This window comes from Aestuariibaculum lutulentum, assembly GCF_032926325.1.
Classification (GTDB): Bacteria; Bacteroidota; Bacteroidia; order Flavobacteriales; family Flavobacteriaceae; genus Aestuariibaculum; species Aestuariibaculum lutulentum.
Genome location: NZ_CP136709.1, coordinates 3,349,381 through 3,369,624 on the forward strand (window position 1 = coordinate 3,349,381; position 20,244 = coordinate 3,369,624).

The window sequence follows — 20,244 nt, forward strand, 5'->3', positions numbered from 1 at the left end:
TTAAAGCTTCTTTCTTCGCTTCTTTTCTTTGGTCAATAATGTTAACTCTCTTCCTGTTTGCCCCGCTACTGAAGTGTTTTCTTCTGCACGACGAATTAAATAAGGCATCACATCTCTAACCGGGCCAAAAGGAATATATTTAGCTACATTATAACCTAAGCTTGATAAATTGAAACTTATATGATCACTCATTCCATATAACTGACCAAACCAAACTCGAGAGTCATTATTCTCTAATCCTTTTTGTTTCATCAAGTTCATTAATAAATATGAACTCTCTTCGTTATGTGTTCCAGCAAACAGCGATATATCTTCAATATGATCTAAAATATAATTTAAACTATCATTAAAGTTATCATCTGTAGCGGCTTTACTTGCACAAATAGGTGTTGGATATCCATTCTCTTCTGCTCTTTCATTTTCCTTTTCCATGTAAGCACCACGAACAATCTTATACCCTAAAAAATAACCTTCAGCTTTAGCTTTCGCATATTCCTTCTTTAGAAATTCCATTCTATCGTGACGATACATTTGAAGTGTATTATATACAACTGGTTTCTCAGTGTTATATTTTTTCATCATCTCAGTTACCAAAGTATCAGCAGCATCTTGCATCCAGCTTTCTTCAGCATCGATTAGAACCGCTATATTATAATCTTTCGCTTTTTTACAAACAGCATCAAATCGAGCTACAACCTTATTCCATTCTTCCTGTTCTTTAACTGTAAAAGCTTCTCCTTTTCCTAATTTTTCATATAAATAAAAACGACCAAAGCCTGTTGGTTTAAATACAGCAATTGGAATAGCTTTTAGTTCCTTTGAAAATTCCATGATTTTAAGAACCACATTGCAAGCGTTATCAAACTCTTTTTCACTTTCTTTTCCTTCAACAGAAAAATCAAGCACAGAGCTCACGCCTTTTTCATACATTTTATTAATAACAGGTAAGCAATCCTCTTCATTTACACCGCCACAAAAATGATCGAATACCGTGGCGCGAATAAGACCTTTAACCGGCAAATGCGCTTTAATTGCAAAATTTGTCGCTGCTGTCCCTATTCGAACCAAAGGCTCTATAGATATCATTTTGAATAAAAAATAAGCGCGCTCTAATTCAGAGTCACTTTTAAGCGCAAAGGCTACTTCCGTGTTGTCGAATATGCGTTCTACACTCATAACGAAAAATCAAAATTTATATAAAGATAATGCAGGCGAAGTTATCATTTTATGTAAAATCTCCTTAAATTTCGCAACTTAAAAAAAAGTTAAAAAAATCAATGGATTCTATTCAAACAAACAACTGCACTATTCATTTTAATGACGTTATATATCCTGCTTTAAATAAGCACATTAATGAAAATAATTTTTCAAAAATATTTATTTTAGTTGATGAAAATACACATGAATTTTGCTTACCATTTTTCTTAAAACAATTAGAAACGGAGATTGTCATAGAAATTATAGAAATAGAATCTGGCGAAATAAACAAAACAATCGACACCTGCGTTGGTGTGTGGAATACCCTTTCTGAATTAGATGCCGATAGAAAAAGTTTATTAATTAATATTGGTGGCGGAGTTATTACCGATTTAGGAGGTTTTGTAGCCTGCACTTTTAAACGCGGTATTGCTTATGTAAATGTTCCAACAACTCTTCTTTCCATGGTTGATGCTTCTGTTGGAGGAAAAACCGGCGTTGATCTTGGTCATTTGAAAAATCAAATTGGAGTCATAAGTAATCCCGACCTAGTATTAATCGATACCCAATTCCTAGCTACATTACCTCAAAACCAAATGCGTTCAGGTTTAGCTGAAATGCTAAAACACGGACTTATAAGTAGCGAAGCTTATTGGAATAAATTTCAAAACCTTTCAGAATTAAACACTAACGATTTAGATCAACTGATTCATGAATCGGTTTTAATTAAAAAGAATGTCGTTGAAATTGATCCTTTCGAAAACGGATTAAGAAAGACATTGAATTTCGGCCACACCTTAGGTCATGCTATTGAAACTTATTTTTTAAGTACCCCGGAAAAAACAACGCTTTTACACGGAGAAGCCATTGTAATAGGTATGATTTTAGCCGCTTACATCTCAACAGAGTTAACCGGATTCCCAAAAGAAACAACATTAAAAATCAAAGAGTTCTTTACTGAATACTATGGAAAGATTAACATAAGTGAAGATGAACGTCAGCCGATTATGGATTTAATGAAATACGACAAAAAGAACAATCACGGAAATATCAATTTCGTTCTTTTAGAAGACATAGGTAAACCGAAAATAGACTGTTTGGTCGATGATAACATTATAATTGATGCTTTTAATTTTTATGCATCATAAAAACCAAAAGCCTGCAATTATATTGCAGGCTTTTTTTATTAGTCAACCAATTTCAATATCACGTTTACTACTTTCTTCAAATCTTCCTGACTTAGGTTGGATCCGCTTGGTAAACATAGCCCCCTTCTGAAAAGGTCTTCAGAAATTCCATTAGTAAAACTCAAACAATGCTTAAAAACGGGTTGCAAATGCATAGGTTTCCATAAAGGTCGTGATTCTATGTTTTCGGCTTCTAAAGCTAAACGAATACACTCCCTTTCCTCAAAAGACTCCAGGACAATACAGCTTAACCAACGGTTAGACAAACTATTGCTAGATTCCTCTAAGAATGTAATATTTTTAAGTTTAGATAATTCTGTTTTATAAAACACGAAATTATTCCGTCTCGCTTCTACTCTGTCTTTTAAAACTTTCATTTGTCCTCGCCCAATTCCTGCCAAAACATTACTCATCCGATAGTTAAACCCTATTTTAGAATGCTCATAATGTTCAGATTCTTCTTTTGCCTGACTAGACAAGAATATTGCATTACTCTTTTCATCTAAATTTTTCACCATTAAAGCTCCTCCTGCCGAAGTGGTAATAATTTTATTTCCATTAAACGAAAACACGCTAAAATCCCCAAAAATACCACAAGGCTCACCTTTATAGAAACTACCTAGGGCTTCGGCAGCATCTTCAATAACCGGAATATCATATTTTTTAGCAACAGTATTTATTTCATCAACTTTATAAGGCATTCCATAAAGATGTACCGCAATAATTGCTTTGGGTTTTTTGTGATTTTCTATTCTGTTTTGAATCGCTTCTTCCAAAAGTTCTGGGGACATATTCCAGGTTTCAGCTTCACTATCCACAAAAACAGGTGCTGCACCAGCATAAATCACAGGATTCACTGAAGCTACAAACGTAAAACTCTGACATAAAACTTCATCGCCTTTTGTTATTCCCAATAACAGCAGAGCCAGGTGAATAGCTGATGTTCCCGAATTTAATGCAATCGCATAAGCTTTATTATTCAAAAAGTTTTCCAAATCGGATTCAAACCCTTCAATATTATCCCCTACAGGAGCTATCCAATTTGTTTCAAAAGCATGATTTACAAAATCCTGCTCTAACCCACTCATATGCGGAGACGATAAATAAATCCTCTTATTACTGCTCATCAAATTCTTTTAGTAGGTTTAAAACTAAATTAAATCATTTAAAATTGAATAAAAAAAGAAAACAATACATGAATTAGTTTAGCAATTAAAAATACATTTATATTTTTAATCCGTTTTCTAAAAAGAACTATAAAATGACCCCTGAGCAATTAGACATCCTAAAAAATAAACACGTTTTAGTAACGGGTGGTGCGGGTTTTATAGGCTCAAATCTTTGTGAATATCTTCTATCTTACCATATAAAGGTGACTTGTATGGATAATTTTTCCACCGGAAAAAGAGAAAATCTGGAGGGTTTTAAAAATCATCATAATTTTAAGCTCATTGAAGGAGATATTAGAAATCTGAATGATTGTAAAGCTGCATGCCACAATGTAGATTATGTTTTACATCAAGCCGCTCTAGGTTCTGTTCCCCGATCTATAAGTGACCCAATCACCACAAACGAGGTTAATGTTTCTGGCTTTTTAAATATGCTTGTTGCCTCAAAAGAAGCTAATGTAAAGCGCTTTATTTACGCCGCAAGCTCCTCAACTTATGGAGATAGTAAATCTTTACCTAAAGTAGAACATAAAATAGGAAAACCGCTTTCTCCATACGCTATTACAAAATACGTTAACGAATTATATGCTGATATTTTCCATTCTACATATGGTTTGGATTCTATCGGATTGCGATATTTTAATGTATTTGGAAGACGTCAAGACCCAAACGGAGCGTACGCGGCTGTTATCCCAAAATTTGTTCAGCAACTTATAAAACATGAATCTCCCGTAATCAATGGAGATGGAAGCTACTCAAGGGATTTTACTTATATAGATAATGTAGTCCAAATGAATATTAATGCATTAACAACTACAAATGAAAATGCGTTAAATACCGTCTACAATGTAGCCTATGGTGAGCGTACAACACTTTTAGAACTTACGTCTTTACTAAAAACCTACCTGTCATCTTATGATGAAAATATAAAACACATTGAAATTAAACACCAAGACAATAGAATTGGTGACATTCCCCATTCCTTAGCTTCAATAGACAAGGCAAAAGATTTATTAAATTACAACCCAAAATACGATATAAAATCAGGATTACAAGAAGCTGTTAAGTGGTATTGGAATCATTTGAGATAAAAGAACTTTAATACATATGAAGGATATTAAAATTGCTATTGTAGGCTTAGGCTATGTTGGCTTACCCCTCGCAAGATTATTTGCTACAAAATACCCCGTTATAGGTTTTGATATCAGTCAAAAACGTATAGAAGAATTAAACAAAGGCAATGACATAACACTAGAAGTTGAAGAAAATGAACTAAAAGCTGTTTTAAAATCTTCAACAGAAAGCATGTCTAATGGTCTTTTTTGTTCTTCTCAATTAGAAGACATTAGAGATTGTAATTACTACATTGTAACTGTCCCTACTCCTATTGACAAAAACAATAAACCTGATTTAACACCTCTTTATAAATCCACTGAATCGATTGCTAAAGTTTTAAAACAAGGCGATATTGTTATTTACGAGTCCACAGTTTACCCGGGAGTAACAGAAGATGAATGCATCCCGGTTTTAGAAAATATAAGCGGATTAAAATTCAACGAAGACTTTTTCGCAGGTTATTCTCCGGAGCGTATTAATCCAGGAGATAAATTGCATACGGTAGACAAAATTCTAAAGGTCACTTCTGGCTCCACCCCAGAAATTGGTAAAAAAGTAAACCAATTATACGCTAGTGTTATCTCTGCAGGCACTCATTTAGCCCCATCTATAAAAGTTGCTGAAGCTGCAAAAGTTATTGAAAACTCACAACGCGATATTAATATTGCTTTTGTGAATGAGTTAGCAAAGATTTTCAACCTAATGAATATTGACACACAAGCCGTTTTAGAAGCTGCCGGAACCAAATGGAACTTTCTTCCTTTTAAACCTGGGTTAGTTGGAGGACACTGCATAGGTGTTGATCCTTATTATTTAGCTCAAAAAGCTATCGAAATAGGTTATCACCCGGAAATCATCTTAGCGGGACGTCGCGTGAATGACAGCATGGGGCATTATGTGGCTTCTGAGGTTATTAAACTTATGGCGCAAAAAGATATTCGAATCAAGGATGCTAAAATTTTAATCCTCGGTATCACATTTAAGGAAAATTGCCCAGATGTTAGAAATACCAAAGTTGTAGATGTAATTAATCAATTACAAAGTTACGGTACAGAAGTAACAATTTACGACCCTTGGGCCAAACCAGACGAAGTATTTCACGAATACAACCTTAAAACAACTACAGAATTACCAGATAACACATTTGACGCTGTAGTATTAGCTGTTTCTCACAGCGAATTTCTAAACATAACTATAAAGAATCTTTTAAAACCAAATAGCGTTCTATACGACGTAAAAGGTTTTTTAAAAGAACCTGTTAACGGAAGGCTATAAAACAAAAAAAAACGCTGATTATATAAATCAGCGTTTTTTTATACATAGAGATTAAGCTTACATTTCATTGAAAATAGTATGCATTAATCGTTTTTTATCATTGATACTCTCTTCTAACGATATCATAGTTTCTGTTCTGTAAACTCCTTCAATATCATCCAGCATAAAGATTACTTCCTTAGCGTGTTCTGTACTTTTTGCACGAATCTTGCAGAAAACATTAAATTTACCTGTTGTAATATGCGCAACGGTAACGTAAGGAATTTGATTAATTCTTTCTAAAACAAATTTAGTTTCCGAAGTTTTATTTAAAAATACTCCTACGTATGCTATGAAAGAATATCCTAATTTTTTATAATCTAACATTAAAGAAGAACCTTTAATAATACCATGTTCTTCCATTTTCTTCACTCTTACGTGCACAGTACCTGCCGATATTAGTAATTTTTTTGCAATGTCTGTAAACGGAATCCTAGTGTTATCGATTAACATATCAAGGATTTGGTGATCAATCTCGTCTAATTTAATTTTCCCCATAATTAATTATTCTTAAGTATAAAGCAAAAATAGTACATTTTCTTTAAAAATAATACATTAATAATAGGCTTTATTTTGAAATTAATGAGATTTTTTCATTATTCATAATCACGAAAACGTTTTCGTCACCTATCTTAATAGGTTTTCCTGATTCATTTAACACTTCTAAACCATTGGCCTGAATCGTTTTATGTGCATAAAATTCTTTCAAATCCTCGATTTTATCAACTTTAGGAATAAAAACAACTTCATCATCAACCAATGTCTCCTGAAACATAATGCCAATATCACCAATAGATGCATTTCTAATAATAACATCTAAAAATAGTTTTTCGTTTTCAGGAATTTCTAAATAAGCTTCATAATTATCGCCTGAAACGTTGTTTTTAGCGATATAATCAAAGGAAGTGATGTAAGATATATAAATAAGCTCTCGTGTCTTTTCCCTTCCGTAATCATCATGAAAATGACCTGCTTCAAATAAAATGGTTGGCACATTTTTACTTTGAAACGTATCTCCTACGCAATTTAAGTTAAAGGCATCATCATACACCCCAACCTGCCCTGGTATCTCCTTTTGCAGAGCCTCATTCATTACACTTATAATTTCCATAGCCACCTTTCTGTTAGGCGTAATAGTACATTCCTGGTCCTGCGCTGGTGACAAGAATGATACTGTAGCCGATTTTTCGGCTCTTCCAGCACTAAAAATAGTACGCTGACCATGTAGATTATAACAATAATGTGGTTTAAAAGCTTCGAAAGCTGCTTTTAAAACCAAACTTTCAGGCTGAGTTAAATTTTGAGCATCCCTGTTTAAATCCACTTCATTGGCATTTATTCGCGTATAAGCCTTAGCGCCATCCGGATTTAAAATTGGAATAACATACAAAGTACAAGCTTCTAAAATGTGTTTTACAGAAGCATCGTTGCTTAATAAGGTGTTTGTAAGATCAAAAATAGCCTTAGTTGTTGTCGATTCGTTACCGTGCATTTGCGACCACATAAGAATCCGTTTATCACCTTTACCAATTTTAAATGCATATATATCGTCTTTTAAAACAGATTGCCCAATACACTCAATATTTAATTGGTTGTTTAAAGAATCTAGAACAGGTTTAATGTGATTGTTGGTTATATATCGATGACTTAAACGCGACTCTTTGTTGTTTAAGTAAAGTGATTTTATGGTCTCTAATTGCATGATAATAATTTGTTGACAAATGTAAGAATTTAAAAAGTTACAATTGTCAACAATCAAGTATTTACAATTGTAAACACCTATTTAAAATGAGTTGTATACATTTGTAAACACGAGTATTTCATCGGATAACCCTTTAACCACCTTAATAACTTTGTCGTTTATCGATAAACTGTTATTTAGGATTAAAAAATTGTTTATCAGTTGTTTAGTTGTTATAAATTAAAGTAAAACTTTATATAAATTTACATTTTTTACTTGTTTTTTGTATACATTTGTATACTGTAAACATATTTTTGTTACATTTGTGACATAGCAAACATTTGTAAACAGTTACAATGATAAACACAGAAGAATTCACAACACGCCTGGAGAGAGTCATCAATTTTTACGGTGAATCTGCCTCTTCTTTTGCAGAAAAAATAGGTGTTCAACGCTCAAGCATATCGCACATTTTATCCGGACGAAATAAACCAAGTTTAGAGTTTGTTCTAAAAATTCTTTCAGCTTATCCGGAAGTAGAATTGTATTGGTTGTTAAACGGCAAAGGAAGTTTTCCTGCGAAAAAAGAAATTACACCTTCACCTCCGGTTGAAGCTCCTCCAAAAATTAATCAGGTTGTAAATACACCACCAATTTCCAGAGCGCCCATAAATCTTCCAGAAGAAAAAATATTTTCTGAAAATGCAAATGGCAAAACTATAGAGCGTATTGTTGTTTTTTATTCAGATGGTACTTTTAAGAACTATCACAATTAAAATTAAGATTGTTTAGTACCTTTGCCTGAAATTTTAAAACCATATAATTCGTCCAGATGAAATTTTTATACGCTCTAATCTTTTTAAGCTTATTTAGCTGTTATGAAACGATACGTAATTGTAGTGATTACAAAACCGGAGATTTTTATAGCGAAGTAACTATTAACGGCGAATTATTTAAGTCAAAGTTTAAACGTACTGAAAATCTTCAGGTGGAAACCTATAACAATAAAGTAGATTCTTCTTCTTTACGATGGATTAATGATTGTGAAGTTATTTTTAAAACCATTAATCCGAAAAACATGGCTGAACGAAAAGATATTCATTTAAAAATCTTAACAACCACCGACAGCTCTTACACTTACGAATACTCGTATGTTGGCGAAACCAAAAAACAAAAGGGAATAGCTTATAGAACAAAATAAAACACCTCGATACAAGTACACGAGGCGTTATAAAGAAACTTAGTTTAATTTTGAAGCAAGCTTCAGAATATTTACATTTCAGTTATCGAGTAAAATTCAGAATTTAATCGAATGGATACAAAAACGACTCAACAATATTAAATTCAATTTGTTGATCTTGGTTAATGTAATAGGTTAAAAACATTTCTCCCCAGTATTTTCCATCCGTGAAATCTGCAATAATCCATTTGTGATTTAACAATTTAATTGTGTTAATCATCATGCGCTTACCTTCACTTGGGGCATATGGTACAATAGGATGTTCTCCTTTTACTTCATTCAACTTGTAAAGCTCGTCTTTTATAATAGGAATTAATTCACTTGTATTGTAACCTTGATTTTCAAAATAGCTAATCGCGTCTTCATTTCTATTTAAATTGAAATGTAATAAATCTGCAATTTCGTGTTGCATGGTTACCAGTGAATCTTTGTATTGCTGTAATTGTTCTTTATAGTCACCTATGTTTTTGTTCATGTCTTCAAAAACGCGTTTCGAGTTAACAAACTGAAACAATACCAATAACATGGCAAACACAAACAAATACATAAAAATTCTTTGCTTCATCTTCTATTTTTTAAATGATAATTTGTAATTCATCGTGGGCCAAAAATACATTTTCTGGCAAAGTTTTCTCTACTTCTTCGTGAAAACCTAACAAATGACTAATATGCGTTAAATATGCTTTTCCCGGATTTACCTTTTTTATAAAGTCTAAAGCCTCGTCTAAATTAAAGTGAGAATAATGTGGTTCGTATCGTAATGCATTAACAACTAATACTTTTACATTTTTTATTTTCTCAATCTCCTTTTCTTTTAAGGTCTTCATATCGGTGAGATATGCAAAATCTCCAAATCTATATCCAAAAACCTGTAAGTCTCCATGCTTTCCGTTTACCGGAATAACTTCTAAATTCTTTAACTGAAAGGGTTTATTTTTAACACGGTTTGTAAGGACTGTTGGTGCTCCCGGATATTTGTTTTTTGTAGCAAATATATAATCGTACTTCTTTACTAAAGATTTTAAAACACGCTTGTGTGCATAAATAGGAATGTCGCCTTGTCTGAAATAAAACGGACGAATATCATCTAAACCAGCAACATGGTCGGCATGTTCATGAGTGAACACAATACCATCTATTCTTTTACAACCTGAACGTAACATTTGGTATCTAAAATCAGGACCACAATCTATCACATAAGTGTAATCATCCCATTCTACTAAAACGGACACTCTTAGTCGCTTATCCTTAGGGTCTTTACTTAAACAAACTGGATGATCGCTCCCTATTATAGGAACTCCTTGAGATGTACCTGTACCAAGAAATGTTATTTTCAATCGATTCTTAAGTTTATCACAAAAATAAGAATGTTTTTTTGTTTAACTTACTTATTTAATATCTTTACTCCACAATAGAAACTAACTTTAAAAACCTATGGAAATAACCATTAAAGGTGATAGAGAATTTGATGATATTCCTTCGTTAAAAACTAAAGCCCTTCGAATTAACTTAAACGAAAATATTTACGGAACCTTCGCCGAAATTGGTGCCGGACAAGAAACCTGTAGACATTTTTTTAGAGCCGGGGGTGCTTCTGGAACCATTGCAAAGGCAATGTCTGCTTACGATAAAGATTTTAGTGATGCTATATATGGTGCCGAAGACGACGGTCGATATGTAACCGAAGCGCGTTTAAGAAAAATGTTAACCCATGAGATGAATCTTATGGAAAACCGCTTAACACGTGAAAAAAATCCGAATAAAATCTTCTTTACCTATGCCAATACTGTAGCGACTATAGATTTTGCTAAACAATTTAAAGGACACGGTTGGGTTGGTATTAAGTATCAGGTTGAAGCTGGTGGCGATTACAACGAAATTATTTTACACCTTCGTTTTAAAGAAACCGATGCCAGATTACAACAAGAAACCCTTGGTGTTTTAGGAACTAACTTAATTTATGGTGCCTTTTATAAATATAACGAACCTAAAAAATTACTTCGTTATTTATACGACCATTTAGATAAAGATCGATTAGAAATCGATACCATAAACTTCTCTGGTCCTGTCTTTAAAAATGTTGACAACCGTTTAATGAGTTTACAACTGGTTAAGAATGGTATGACCGATGCTGTAATGTTTGGGCCTGACGGAACAAATGTTTTGCCTGCTAAAATATTTTACAAAAAAAACATTTTAGCGCTTCGCGGAAGTTTTAGACCAGTAACCAAGGTAAACATGGAGATGTATGAGAAATCATACGAAATGTTTATCAAAGAAAATAAAGTTGATAAAGAAAAAACCGAAGTTGTTTTCGAGATTACCTTATCTAATTTAAGAGCTGAAGGTGAAATTGACGAGCAGGATTTCATTGATAGAGCCGATTTACTTTGTGCGCTTGGACATTCGGTAATGATTTCGAACTTCCAGGAATACTATAAAGTAGTTGAATACTTCTCTAACTATACAAAATCCAGAATGGGATTAGCCATGGGTGTTAGTAACCTGGTTGATATTTTCGACGAGAAATATTACAGACATTTAAGTGGAGGTATTTTAGAAGCATTTGGTAAGTTATTCTTTAAAGATTTAAAAGTTTACCTATACCCAATGCACGATCAGGAAACCGGTGAATTAATTACCAGTGAAAACCTAAAAGTGTATCCACGTATGAAAGAATTATATAAATTCTTTAAATACAATGGCAAAGTGATCGACATTGAAGAATACGATCCTACAATTATGAATATTTTCTCTCGCGAAATCTTAAATATGATTGCCAATGGGGAAAGCGGATGGGAAGATATGGTACCTGACGGAACAGCTGAATTAATTAAAGATTATAGATTATTCGGTTATTCAAGAAAACCATTAACTCTAATCAGGAAAAGAAAATAATCTTTCTATATAGAAACAAAAAAGCAGCTTTATTAAGCTGCTTTTTTGTTGTGTAATATTTTCAAACTTTAAGCTTCTAAAATTTGAGCTGCGTGATCTTTAGTTTTTACTTTTTCAATAACACGCTCTATAACCCCGTTTTCATCAATAATAAAAGTCATTCGGTGAATTCCATCGAATTCGCGTCCCATAAATTTCTTCGGTCCCCAAACACCAAATGAATTAATCACCGTTTTATCTTCATCAGCTAACAAAGGAAAAGGAAATTCATATTTATCTTTAAAATTGCTTTGACGCTTTGCGCTATCGGCACTCACGCCTAACAATTCAAATCCTTTTTCTTTTAAAACCTCAAAATTATCTCTAAGATTACAAGCTTCAGCAGTACAACCAGGCGTGCTCGCTTTAGGATAGAAAAATACAATTAACTTTTTACCTTTATAATCGCTTAGCGATACCGCATTACCTTGTTCGTCTATTGAAGAAAAATCAGGAACCGTATCTCCTACTTTTAACGTATTCATTTGTTTAATTTTTACAATTTAAATTCAATATCAAAGCCAAATACAATAGTTATATTAACTTTGCTTTTGTACAAAAATACGATTTATGACCAAGGAACAAAAAATTGAGTTCGTAATAAAAACACTTAAAGAGTTATATCCTACTATACCAGTACCATTAGATCATAAAGATCCGTATACCTTGTTAATTGCGGTATTAATGTCTGCACAAAGTACCGATGTTCGCGTTAATCAAATTACACCTTTGTTGTTTGAAAAAGCCGACAATCCGTATGATATGGTAAAACTAACGGTTGAAGAAATTAGAGAAATCATCAAACCTGTAGGTTTGTCACCTATGAAAAGTAAAGGCATTCATGGCTTATCGAAAATTCTTATTGAAAAACACAATGGCGAGGTACCTCAAAATTTTGAAGACTTAGAGGAATTACCTGCTGTTGGTCATAAAACTGCGGGAGTTGTTTTGTCTCAGGCTTTTGGTATTCCTGCTTTTCCGGTAGACACACATATTCTTCGTTTAATGTATCGCTGGAATTTAAGTAACGGAAAAAGTGTTGCTCAAACAGAAAAAGATGCTAAACGCCTATTCCCAATGGAATTATGGAATGATTTGCATCTTCAAATTATTTGGTATGGCCGCGAATATTCGCCTGCCCGAGGCTGGGATTTAGATAAAGATATCATTACTAAAACAATAGGAAGAAAATCAGTTATTGACGATTATTATAAAACAAAAAAGTCCTAATTTTCATTAGGACTTTTCCAACTTAATTCAGAAGCGCTTCAAACTTCTTTTTATTACAATTTATAACACTTAAAGCCTTTGAATAATCAAGAAGAAATTTTACCGTTTCTTCGCGCGGTTCCATTGCATTCGATTTTTTAATAGAATTTCCAGAGTAAAGTTTTGCCATTATATTAATTTAAGGATTCATTTAAATTACTAACGTGGCAAAAATCAGTTTATTGCATTAATTCGTTAAAATAATATTATGCTTATCAATTATTTTTCTAAGGTTAATTAAAGCATAACGCATGCGCCCTAAAGCCGTATTAATACTCACTCCTGTTTTGTCTGATATTTCTTTAAAACTTAAATCATCATAAATACGCATTAGCAACACCTGTTTTTGATCGTCAGGAAGTTCTTCAACCAAACGTCTTACATCATTTTCTACCTGATATTTAATAATACTACTTTCTGCATTTAAGCTATTATCACTCAAAACCGAAAAAATATTGAATTCCTCAGTATTATCGAATTTAGGCATGCGATTGTTTTTTCTGAAATAATCAATCACAAGGTTATGAGATATGCGCATCACCCAAGGTAAAAATTTACCTTCTTCGTTATACGCTCCTCGTTTTAAAGTGCGAATCACTTTAATGAAGGTATCCTGAAAAATATCTTCAGCAACATCTCTGTCGTAAACCTTCGAGAATATAAAACTGTAAATTTTTTGTTTGTGCCTGTTTATTAGTATTTCCAGAGCACTTTCATCTCCTTTAATGTAGTTGCTAACTAAGATAGAATCTTGTACGTTATCGTATTGCATAATCATTACTTTTTTAGGCATAGAAGCGAACTTCCAGGCTTTTGGGGTTATAAACTTTTTAAAGTAATGTTATACTATAGGCGGAGTTTGTGTTAGTTTGATAAATTGATTAATAGATTCAAATATAACAACAATCGTTCCCAAAACAAAAATAATGCGACTTTTTTTATTCTTAACCCGATGATTTATGCTGCTTTTATCTTAAAAAATTGTTTTTCTTTTAGAATTCAATTAAAAAGATTGCTGTAAATTCATTTAAAAACAGATTATATTTAACAGAATAAATACTTTAGTATCTTTGCGAAATCATTCCTTTTAAGACCTATGAATACGACTATTTCTGAAGTAAATCCGAAAGAAAATATTATTATAAAAGGTGCTAAACTGCACAATTTAAAAAATATAGATGTTGTAATACCTCGCAATAAACTTGTGGTTATTACCGGGTTATCGGGTTCTGGAAAGTCTAGCTTAGCTTTCGATACATTATATGCTGAAGGACAAAGACGTTATGTTGAAAGTTTATCGAGTTACGCGCGTCAGTTTTTAGGACGATTAAACAAACCTAAAGTCGATTACATAAAAGGAATTGCTCCTGCAATTGCTATTGAACAAAAGGTGAATTCAACAAACCCAAGGTCAACTGTTGGAACAAGTACAGAGATTTACGACTATTTAAAATTGTTATTCGCCAGGATTGGTAAGACCTACTCGCCTATTTCTGGCTTAGAAGTAAAAAAAGATACAGTTACCGATGTTCTTGAATATTTAAAAAGTTTTCCTGAACGCGAAAAATTACTGTTACTATCTCCTATTCATTTGGAGGAAGGCCGAGCGATGAATGATAAAATTAGCACTTTAGCTCAACAAGGATATGCCAGAATAAAAGTTAACGGAAGTGTTATTCGAATAGACGAAGCTGAACATCTTACTGAACAGGACAATGTTTTATTGGTTGTAGACCGAATCGTTATTAAACAGGACGAAGATTTTTTTAACAGACTGGCAGATTCTATTCAAACCGCATTTTTTGAAGGAAAAGGAGAATGTTTTATTGAAACGCTATCAGACAGCTATCTGCGCCCATTTTCTAATAAATTTGAATTGGATGGCATGAGTTTTTTAGAACCTAATGTGCATCTGTTCAGTTTTAATAATCCTTATGGAGCTTGTCCTAAATGCGAAGGCTATGGTGATATTATTGGGATTGATGAGGATTTAGTCATTCCAAATACGGCGCTTTCAATTTACGAAAATGCGATTTTTCCTTGGCGAGGCGAAAGCATGAGTTGGTATCGAGATCAATTGGTAAATAACTCTCATAAATTCGATTTCCCTATCCATAAACCCTATTTCCAGTTAAGTAACGAGCAGAAACAACTTATCTGGGACGGCAACAAACACTTTGAAGGTTTAAATTCCTTCTTTGCTGAGTTAGAAGCTAAGGCCTATAAAATACAAAACCGAGTGATGTTATCGCGTTACCGCGGAAAAACTAAATGTAAAGCCTGTAACGGCAAACGTTTACGTGCAGAAGCAAATTACATTAAAATAGCTGGAGCTACAATAACAGATTTGGTTGAAATGCCATTACATCGTTTGGCTGATTTTTTTAAAAACCTGACTTTAAACGAACACGATACAAAAATTGCAGATCGTCTTTTAAAAGAAATTAATAACCGTTTGTCATTTTTATCGAATGTAGGTTTAGATTATTTAACACTTAATAGAAAATCTAACACACTTTCGGGTGGAGAAAGTCAGCGTATTAACCTGGCAACCTCTTTAGGAAGTAGTCTTGTAGGATCGATGTACATTTTAGATGAGCCAAGTATTGGATTACATCCCAAAGACACCGAGCGACTCATTTTAGTTTTAAAACAATTACGTGATTTAGGAAATACCGTAATTGTCGTAGAACACGATGAAGACATCATGAAAGCGGCAGATACTATTATCGATATCGGGCCTGAAGCAGGGACTTTTGGAGGTGAAGTTGTAGCATATGGTAATTTTACAGAACTACTTGATTCGAAATCACTAACAGCTCAATATTTAAATGAAAAATTAAAGATTGAAATCCCTGAAAAACGTCGCACTTCAAAATACTATGTAGACGTGTTAGGGGCTCGTGAAAACAATTTAAAAAATATTGACGTGCGTTTTCCTTTAGGTATGCTTACGGTGGTAACAGGAGTTTCCGGAAGCGGAAAAAGTACCTTAGTTAAAAAGATTTTATTACCGGCTTTACAAAAAAAACTAACCGATTTTAGCGATAAAGTTGGTCAGTTTACTGATCTAGAAGGAAACTTCAGCAACATAAAACATATCGAATTTGTAGACCAAAACCCTATTGGGCGTTCATCGAGATCCAATCCGGTAACCTATATTAAAGCTTACGATGATATTAGAGCCTTGTTCTCTAAACAAAAATTAAGCAAACTTAGAAATTATCAGGCAAAACACTTTTCATTTAATGTAGATGGCGGGCGTTGTGAGACTTGTAAAGGCGAGGGTGAAGTAACCATTGAAATGCAATTCATGGCTGATGTTCACTTAGAATGCGAAACTTGTAAAGGAAAGCGTTTTAAAAAAGAAGTTTTGGAAGTCCAGTTTGCTAATAAAAACATAGACGATATTTTAAACTTAACCATTGACGATGCTATCACATTCTTTGAAGCAAACGATGAAACTAAAATAAAGAACAAACTGCAACCGCTTCAGGATGTTGGACTTGGTTATGTTACTTTAGGACAAAGTTCCTCTACACTTTCAGGTGGTGAAGCGCAACGTATAAAACTGGCATCGTTTTTAGGAAAAGGTAGTAGTAAAGAAAAAGCACTTTTTATTTTCGATGAGCCAACCACTGGTTTGCACTTTCATGATATTAAAAAGCTACTTAAATCATTTAATGCTCTAATTGAAATAGGACACTCCATTATAGTTGTAGAACACAATATTGAGCTTATAAAATGCGCTGATCATATTATCGATTTAGGTCCAAATGGCGGTGAATACGGAGGCAACTTAGTAGCATCAGGCACACCTGAAGATATTATGAACTCCCCTTCTTTAATTGGAAAATATTTAAAAGGTAAATTATAAAAGCGGATTCTTCATTAAAAACACATAAAATTTCAATTATGTATTCGGGTTTGTTTTCATAATTCTCCTTTTAATTTTCGCTAGCTTGATATCTACCGTAAGTAAATATTATCCTTATTAAACAAAAAAAACTAATCAAGCTTTGCATACAAACCTGAAGATAAATTTTAAGAAATGAATATTTCTGGAGAATCTAAAGATACTCTAATTGCTTCTCTACAATATAACAGTCAACATAATTTGATTCAATTAGAGAAATCAGGTAATAATAATTCACAAAATTATTAATTTGAAGAAATTATCGAAGGGTATGTATATTTTAAAATTGAAAGAGACTTTGCTTTCAAAACTGTAAAAATAATAATAAATATGACAATACGATACTACAGTAAATTGCCATACTCATTAAATTTTTAAACTTTAATTGTTAAATTTTAAAATATTAAGATTGTTTTTTGTTTAAAACCCTAAAAAAATATTAATTTTATAAAATCGACCACCGTTCAATAGTACTATAGTTTTATTGCTATAATCACCATATTAGCTATTGTAAAAAAAATATATCAAACTCATATTGATATATTTAAATTATATTTTCTAACTAAACTAAATTAATAATTATGAGAAAACAAATTACTTTTTTATTATTTGCTCTATTTTTTGCATTGGCATCGAGTGATCTAATTGCACAAAAAAATGTATTGTACATTTTATCAGATGGTGTGAAAATTTACAATGATGACCAAGTGGGGGGAACTGGTTACAGCACTAATGCTAGTGATACTAGCTATGGGATTATAACTAAATCGTCCCTTCTTTACAATGATCCTGTATCAAGAATGTTAAAAGCCGATTCCAATTTTAATGTGGTAACTATTATTGCTAAAAATGGTGCTGCCTCACCAGATTCATATGTATCTGCTCTTGACGGTACAGTTCCTGTCGGGAATACAATGACAGTTGATTCAGGTATTGATCAAACTGGTTTTGACTTAATTATTGTAACCGAAAATGTAGCCACTTATAATTTTATGAAAGTAGGTATTGGGGCTCTAACACCAGCAAACATTCAGGCTCCAATTATTTATAGTAAACCCCTTCATTTTAGAAACAATAACACTATTGCTTCTGCAACAGCCAAAGAAACTAAAACACTTGGATTATCTATGGAAGTTGTTGATGCTTCTAGCCCATTATTCACCGGATTAGGTCTTACAAATGGAGATGATATACCATTTTTTCTAACAACATCAGATGATTATGGAAAAGCAGGAGGAAATAGAAGTATTGATGTCATTAATAACCTTGAGATAACTAGTGATGGTTCTACTCCTGTAACAAACACCTTATTAGCCACGGTTCCAGAAATAACTAGTCCAGACCAAGCTATTGGTATTAACTATTTTCCTGCAGGAACCCATCTTGGTACCGACGCTACAGGTATTTTAGCTCAAGATGCTGTTGCATTACCTTTTTCTTGGGGAGCAACCGTAAAACAAGATGGAGGTAACATAACACCACAGCTTTTAACTGTTTGGAGAAATGCAGCATATCAACTAACTGGTTTATCTAACCCAGGCGGTCTAGTGTCTAATGATTTTGCGGGTGATTATGAAGTTGTAACAACTACCTATTATCATGATTTTAGAGGAGGAAATACTTCATCATTTCTTGGCAATGTTACCACTGAAGGCACGCTTTTGGAAAACATATCTCGTTTCTCAAATACAGATGGGACTACTGAATTAAATAATTTAGTTGCATATCCGACAGGAAGATTTATGAGTGATGGAGACAACCCTTTAAGTCCTAGTATTGGTTATGTTCAAATTCGAAATTTTGTTGGTAATGGCGATAATTATTATAACAGCACATTAGGGCTTAATTTAAAAGCAGGTAGTGAATTTCACATAAAAACCCTTAGTGGAGGAAAAGTTACAGTACCGTTAATGTCTGAATCAACTTTGGATTATATTGTTAATGCTCCAAACTTCAATAACAAAGGATGGGGTTCTGTTGATGGCTCGAGTCTTGTTGGTCCAAGTACAGTTGCTTATGATGCAACAATTGATGGGGCTCGTGGCACTGATTTTACTTTTGAATACTATGGAAACCCTGGCGGTATAGATTTTAAATTTGTTGTAGACGGTACTGGTGGTGGAACAGACATGTATTTACCCTACATACAAGTAGACTTTGATCTATTACGTACCAAACCAAAAAAAGTACTATATGTAAATCAATCTGGTGTTGGGCAAGGCGCTGGTGCTTCTGCTCCTGGTGACGATCCTGTTATTAGAATGTTAATGGCAGATTCAAATTTAGAGGTTACTTATATAGAAACTCCTCAAGATGGTAGTGCTATTCCTGCCCTGTCTGGTTTTGATGTGGTTATTGCTCAGGAAAATATCAGTTCGGGTGCAGCGATGCTTAAACCTGGAGGTGTATTAGGAGTAAAAGACGTAACAATTCCAATTATTTACAATAAAACATGGGCATTTAGAAACACAAGAGCTATAACGGATGCCGATGCAACTGTTTCTGCAACCCAAAATGTTTCTGTAACTGCAACAAATACTTCACATCCTCTTTTTACTGGAATTGATTTTTCAGGTGGTAATGATATTAGAATCTTTAGTGAAGCTACTGCTAATGATGATGGTAGTACTGGAGGAAATAAAGGTATTGATATCCTTAATAATCTAGAAATTTCTAGCACAGATGCCGCTACTATTGCAACTGTTCCTGAAGTTACAGATGCAGCAAAGGCCTTTGTTATAAACTACATCCCTTCTGGTACTCAGTTAGGTGAGGATTCTAACGATGTTTTAAGTGTTAACGCTGTTGCTTTATCATTTAGTTATGGAGCCACTATTATGGGAGATGGTGCTAACATTAGTCCTGAAGCGCTAACGATTTGGAGAAATGCTGTTTATTTACTTACTGGTCAAACACCTCCTGCCACTATGGTTCAAAATGCAGACTTTACCCTTAGCATTGATAAAGCTGGCGAAGTTTCTAAGGTTTCTACAAATGTTAGAGCCATGGGGAACTACATTTATATTACCGATGTAAAATCTCAAACAGATGTAAAGATTTATAGTCTTACTGGTGCTTTAGTTAAAGAATTTAAAACAAATGAAGATGTAAACTTCTCCTTTAGATCTGGAATTTACATTGCTACAGTTAAAACTTTTGAGGGCTCTAAAGCTGTTAAAATATTAGTTAAGTAGAAATATTTTTTAATTCAACATTTA

Annotated in this window: 18 protein-coding genes; 9 read left to right on the forward strand and 9 right to left on the reverse strand. The window is 33.2% G+C overall.

All coding sequences use genetic code 11. The features are described 5' to 3' along the window. Entirely contained in the window at positions 1-1,176 is a 1,176-nt protein-coding gene (locus tag R1X58_RS14225) for a proline dehydrogenase family protein (RefSeq protein ID WP_240575002.1), read from the reverse strand. A gap of 101 nt (positions 1,177-1,277) precedes the next feature. Between R1X58_RS14225 and aroB the strand changes: the two genes are divergently transcribed. Next, positions 1,278-2,345 (forward strand): 3-dehydroquinate synthase, encoded by a 1,068-nt coding sequence (gene aroB, locus R1X58_RS14230; protein WP_240575003.1) that lies wholly within the window; start codon positions 1,278-1,280, stop codon positions 2,343-2,345. A gap of 38 nt (positions 2,346-2,383) precedes the next feature. Here aroB and R1X58_RS14235 read toward each other — a convergent pair whose 3' ends face one another. Continuing rightward, a complete protein-coding gene (locus R1X58_RS14235; protein WP_240575004.1) occupies positions 2,384-3,511 on the reverse strand; it encodes a DegT/DnrJ/EryC1/StrS family aminotransferase in 1,128 nt (375 codons plus the stop codon). Positions 3,512-3,645: 134 nt separating this feature from the next. On the opposite strand from R1X58_RS14235, the gene R1X58_RS14240 reads away from it, so the two are divergent. Together R1X58_RS14240 and R1X58_RS14245 are read left to right on the forward strand one after the other, a co-directional pair. Continuing rightward, positions 3,646-4,644 (forward strand): SDR family oxidoreductase, encoded by a 999-nt coding sequence (locus R1X58_RS14240; protein ID WP_240575005.1) that lies wholly within the window; start codon positions 3,646-3,648, stop codon positions 4,642-4,644. 16 nt (positions 4,645-4,660) lie between these two features. Continuing rightward, positions 4,661-5,944 (forward strand): nucleotide sugar dehydrogenase, encoded by a 1,284-nt coding sequence (locus tag R1X58_RS14245; protein ID WP_240575006.1) that lies wholly within the window; start codon positions 4,661-4,663, stop codon positions 5,942-5,944. Between the two features lie 57 nt (positions 5,945-6,001). Here the strand turns inward: R1X58_RS14245 and R1X58_RS14250 are convergent, their stop codons facing one another. Together R1X58_RS14250 and R1X58_RS14255 are read right to left on the reverse strand one after the other, a co-directional pair. Next, on the reverse strand, positions 6,002-6,481 hold the full coding sequence (locus R1X58_RS14250; protein ID WP_240575007.1) for an Lrp/AsnC family transcriptional regulator: 480 nt from the start codon (positions 6,479-6,481) through the stop codon (positions 6,002-6,004). 70 nt (positions 6,482-6,551) lie between these two features. Next, positions 6,552-7,685, reverse strand: coding sequence for a M14 family zinc carboxypeptidase (locus R1X58_RS14255; RefSeq protein ID WP_240575008.1), 1,134 nt, complete (start codon positions 7,683-7,685; stop codon positions 6,552-6,554). 335 nt (positions 7,686-8,020) lie between these two features. On the opposite strand from R1X58_RS14255, the gene R1X58_RS14260 reads away from it, so the two are divergent. Next, positions 8,021-8,440 carry a helix-turn-helix domain-containing protein gene (locus R1X58_RS14260; RefSeq protein WP_240575009.1) on the forward strand — a complete coding sequence of 140 codons (420 nt, stop codon included), beginning with the start codon at positions 8,021-8,023 and terminating at the stop codon, positions 8,438-8,440. A 56-nt stretch (positions 8,441-8,496) separates the two neighbouring features. Beyond that, positions 8,497-8,865: a DNA topoisomerase IV gene (locus R1X58_RS14265; RefSeq protein ID WP_240575010.1), complete on the forward strand. Its 369-nt coding sequence runs from the start codon at positions 8,497-8,499 to the stop codon at positions 8,863-8,865. Positions 8,866-8,968: 103 nt separating this feature from the next. Here the strand turns inward: R1X58_RS14265 and R1X58_RS14270 are convergent, their stop codons facing one another. Continuing rightward, positions 8,969-9,469 (reverse strand): hydrolase, encoded by a 501-nt coding sequence (locus R1X58_RS14270; protein WP_240575011.1) that lies wholly within the window; start codon positions 9,467-9,469, stop codon positions 8,969-8,971. A 10-nt stretch (positions 9,470-9,479) separates the two neighbouring features. Then, complete coding sequence (locus tag R1X58_RS14275; protein ID WP_240575012.1) at positions 9,480-10,241, reverse strand: MBL fold metallo-hydrolase; 762 nt, start codon at positions 10,239-10,241, stop codon at positions 9,480-9,482. Positions 10,242-10,338: 97 nt separating this feature from the next. Between R1X58_RS14275 and R1X58_RS14280 the strand changes: the two genes are divergently transcribed. Next, positions 10,339-11,802, forward strand: coding sequence for a TonB-dependent receptor (locus R1X58_RS14280; RefSeq protein ID WP_240575013.1), 1,464 nt, complete (start codon positions 10,339-10,341; stop codon positions 11,800-11,802). A 68-nt stretch (positions 11,803-11,870) separates the two neighbouring features. Here the strand turns inward: R1X58_RS14280 and bcp are convergent, their stop codons facing one another. Next, entirely contained in the window at positions 11,871-12,326 is a 456-nt protein-coding gene (gene bcp / locus R1X58_RS14285; RefSeq protein WP_240575014.1) for a thioredoxin-dependent thiol peroxidase, read from the reverse strand. Positions 12,327-12,411: 85 nt separating this feature from the next. Here bcp and R1X58_RS14290 point away from each other — a divergent pair, with 85 nt between their 5' ends. Beyond that, positions 12,412-13,071, forward strand: coding sequence for an endonuclease III domain-containing protein (locus R1X58_RS14290; protein WP_240575015.1), 660 nt, complete (start codon positions 12,412-12,414; stop codon positions 13,069-13,071). Positions 13,072-13,093: 22 nt separating this feature from the next. Here the strand turns inward: R1X58_RS14290 and R1X58_RS14295 are convergent, their stop codons facing one another. Together R1X58_RS14295 and R1X58_RS14300 are read right to left on the reverse strand one after the other, a co-directional pair. Further along, complete coding sequence (locus R1X58_RS14295; RefSeq protein WP_240575016.1) at positions 13,094-13,240, reverse strand: hypothetical protein; 147 nt, start codon at positions 13,238-13,240, stop codon at positions 13,094-13,096. Positions 13,241-13,297: 57 nt separating this feature from the next. Next, complete coding sequence (locus R1X58_RS14300; protein ID WP_240575079.1) at positions 13,298-13,882, reverse strand: RNA polymerase sigma factor; 585 nt, start codon at positions 13,880-13,882, stop codon at positions 13,298-13,300. Between the two features lie 324 nt (positions 13,883-14,206). Here R1X58_RS14300 and uvrA point away from each other — a divergent pair, with 324 nt between their 5' ends. Both uvrA and R1X58_RS14310 read left to right on the forward strand, forming a co-directional pair. Then, positions 14,207-16,987, forward strand: a complete 2,781-nt coding sequence (gene uvrA, locus R1X58_RS14305; protein WP_240575017.1) for an excinuclease ABC subunit UvrA — start codon at positions 14,207-14,209, stop codon at positions 16,985-16,987. Between the two features lie 620 nt (positions 16,988-17,607). Then, entirely contained in the window at positions 17,608-20,220 is a 2,613-nt protein-coding gene (locus tag R1X58_RS14310; RefSeq protein ID WP_240575018.1) for a T9SS type A sorting domain-containing protein, read from the forward strand. Positions 20,221-20,244 lie beyond the last annotated feature (24 nt).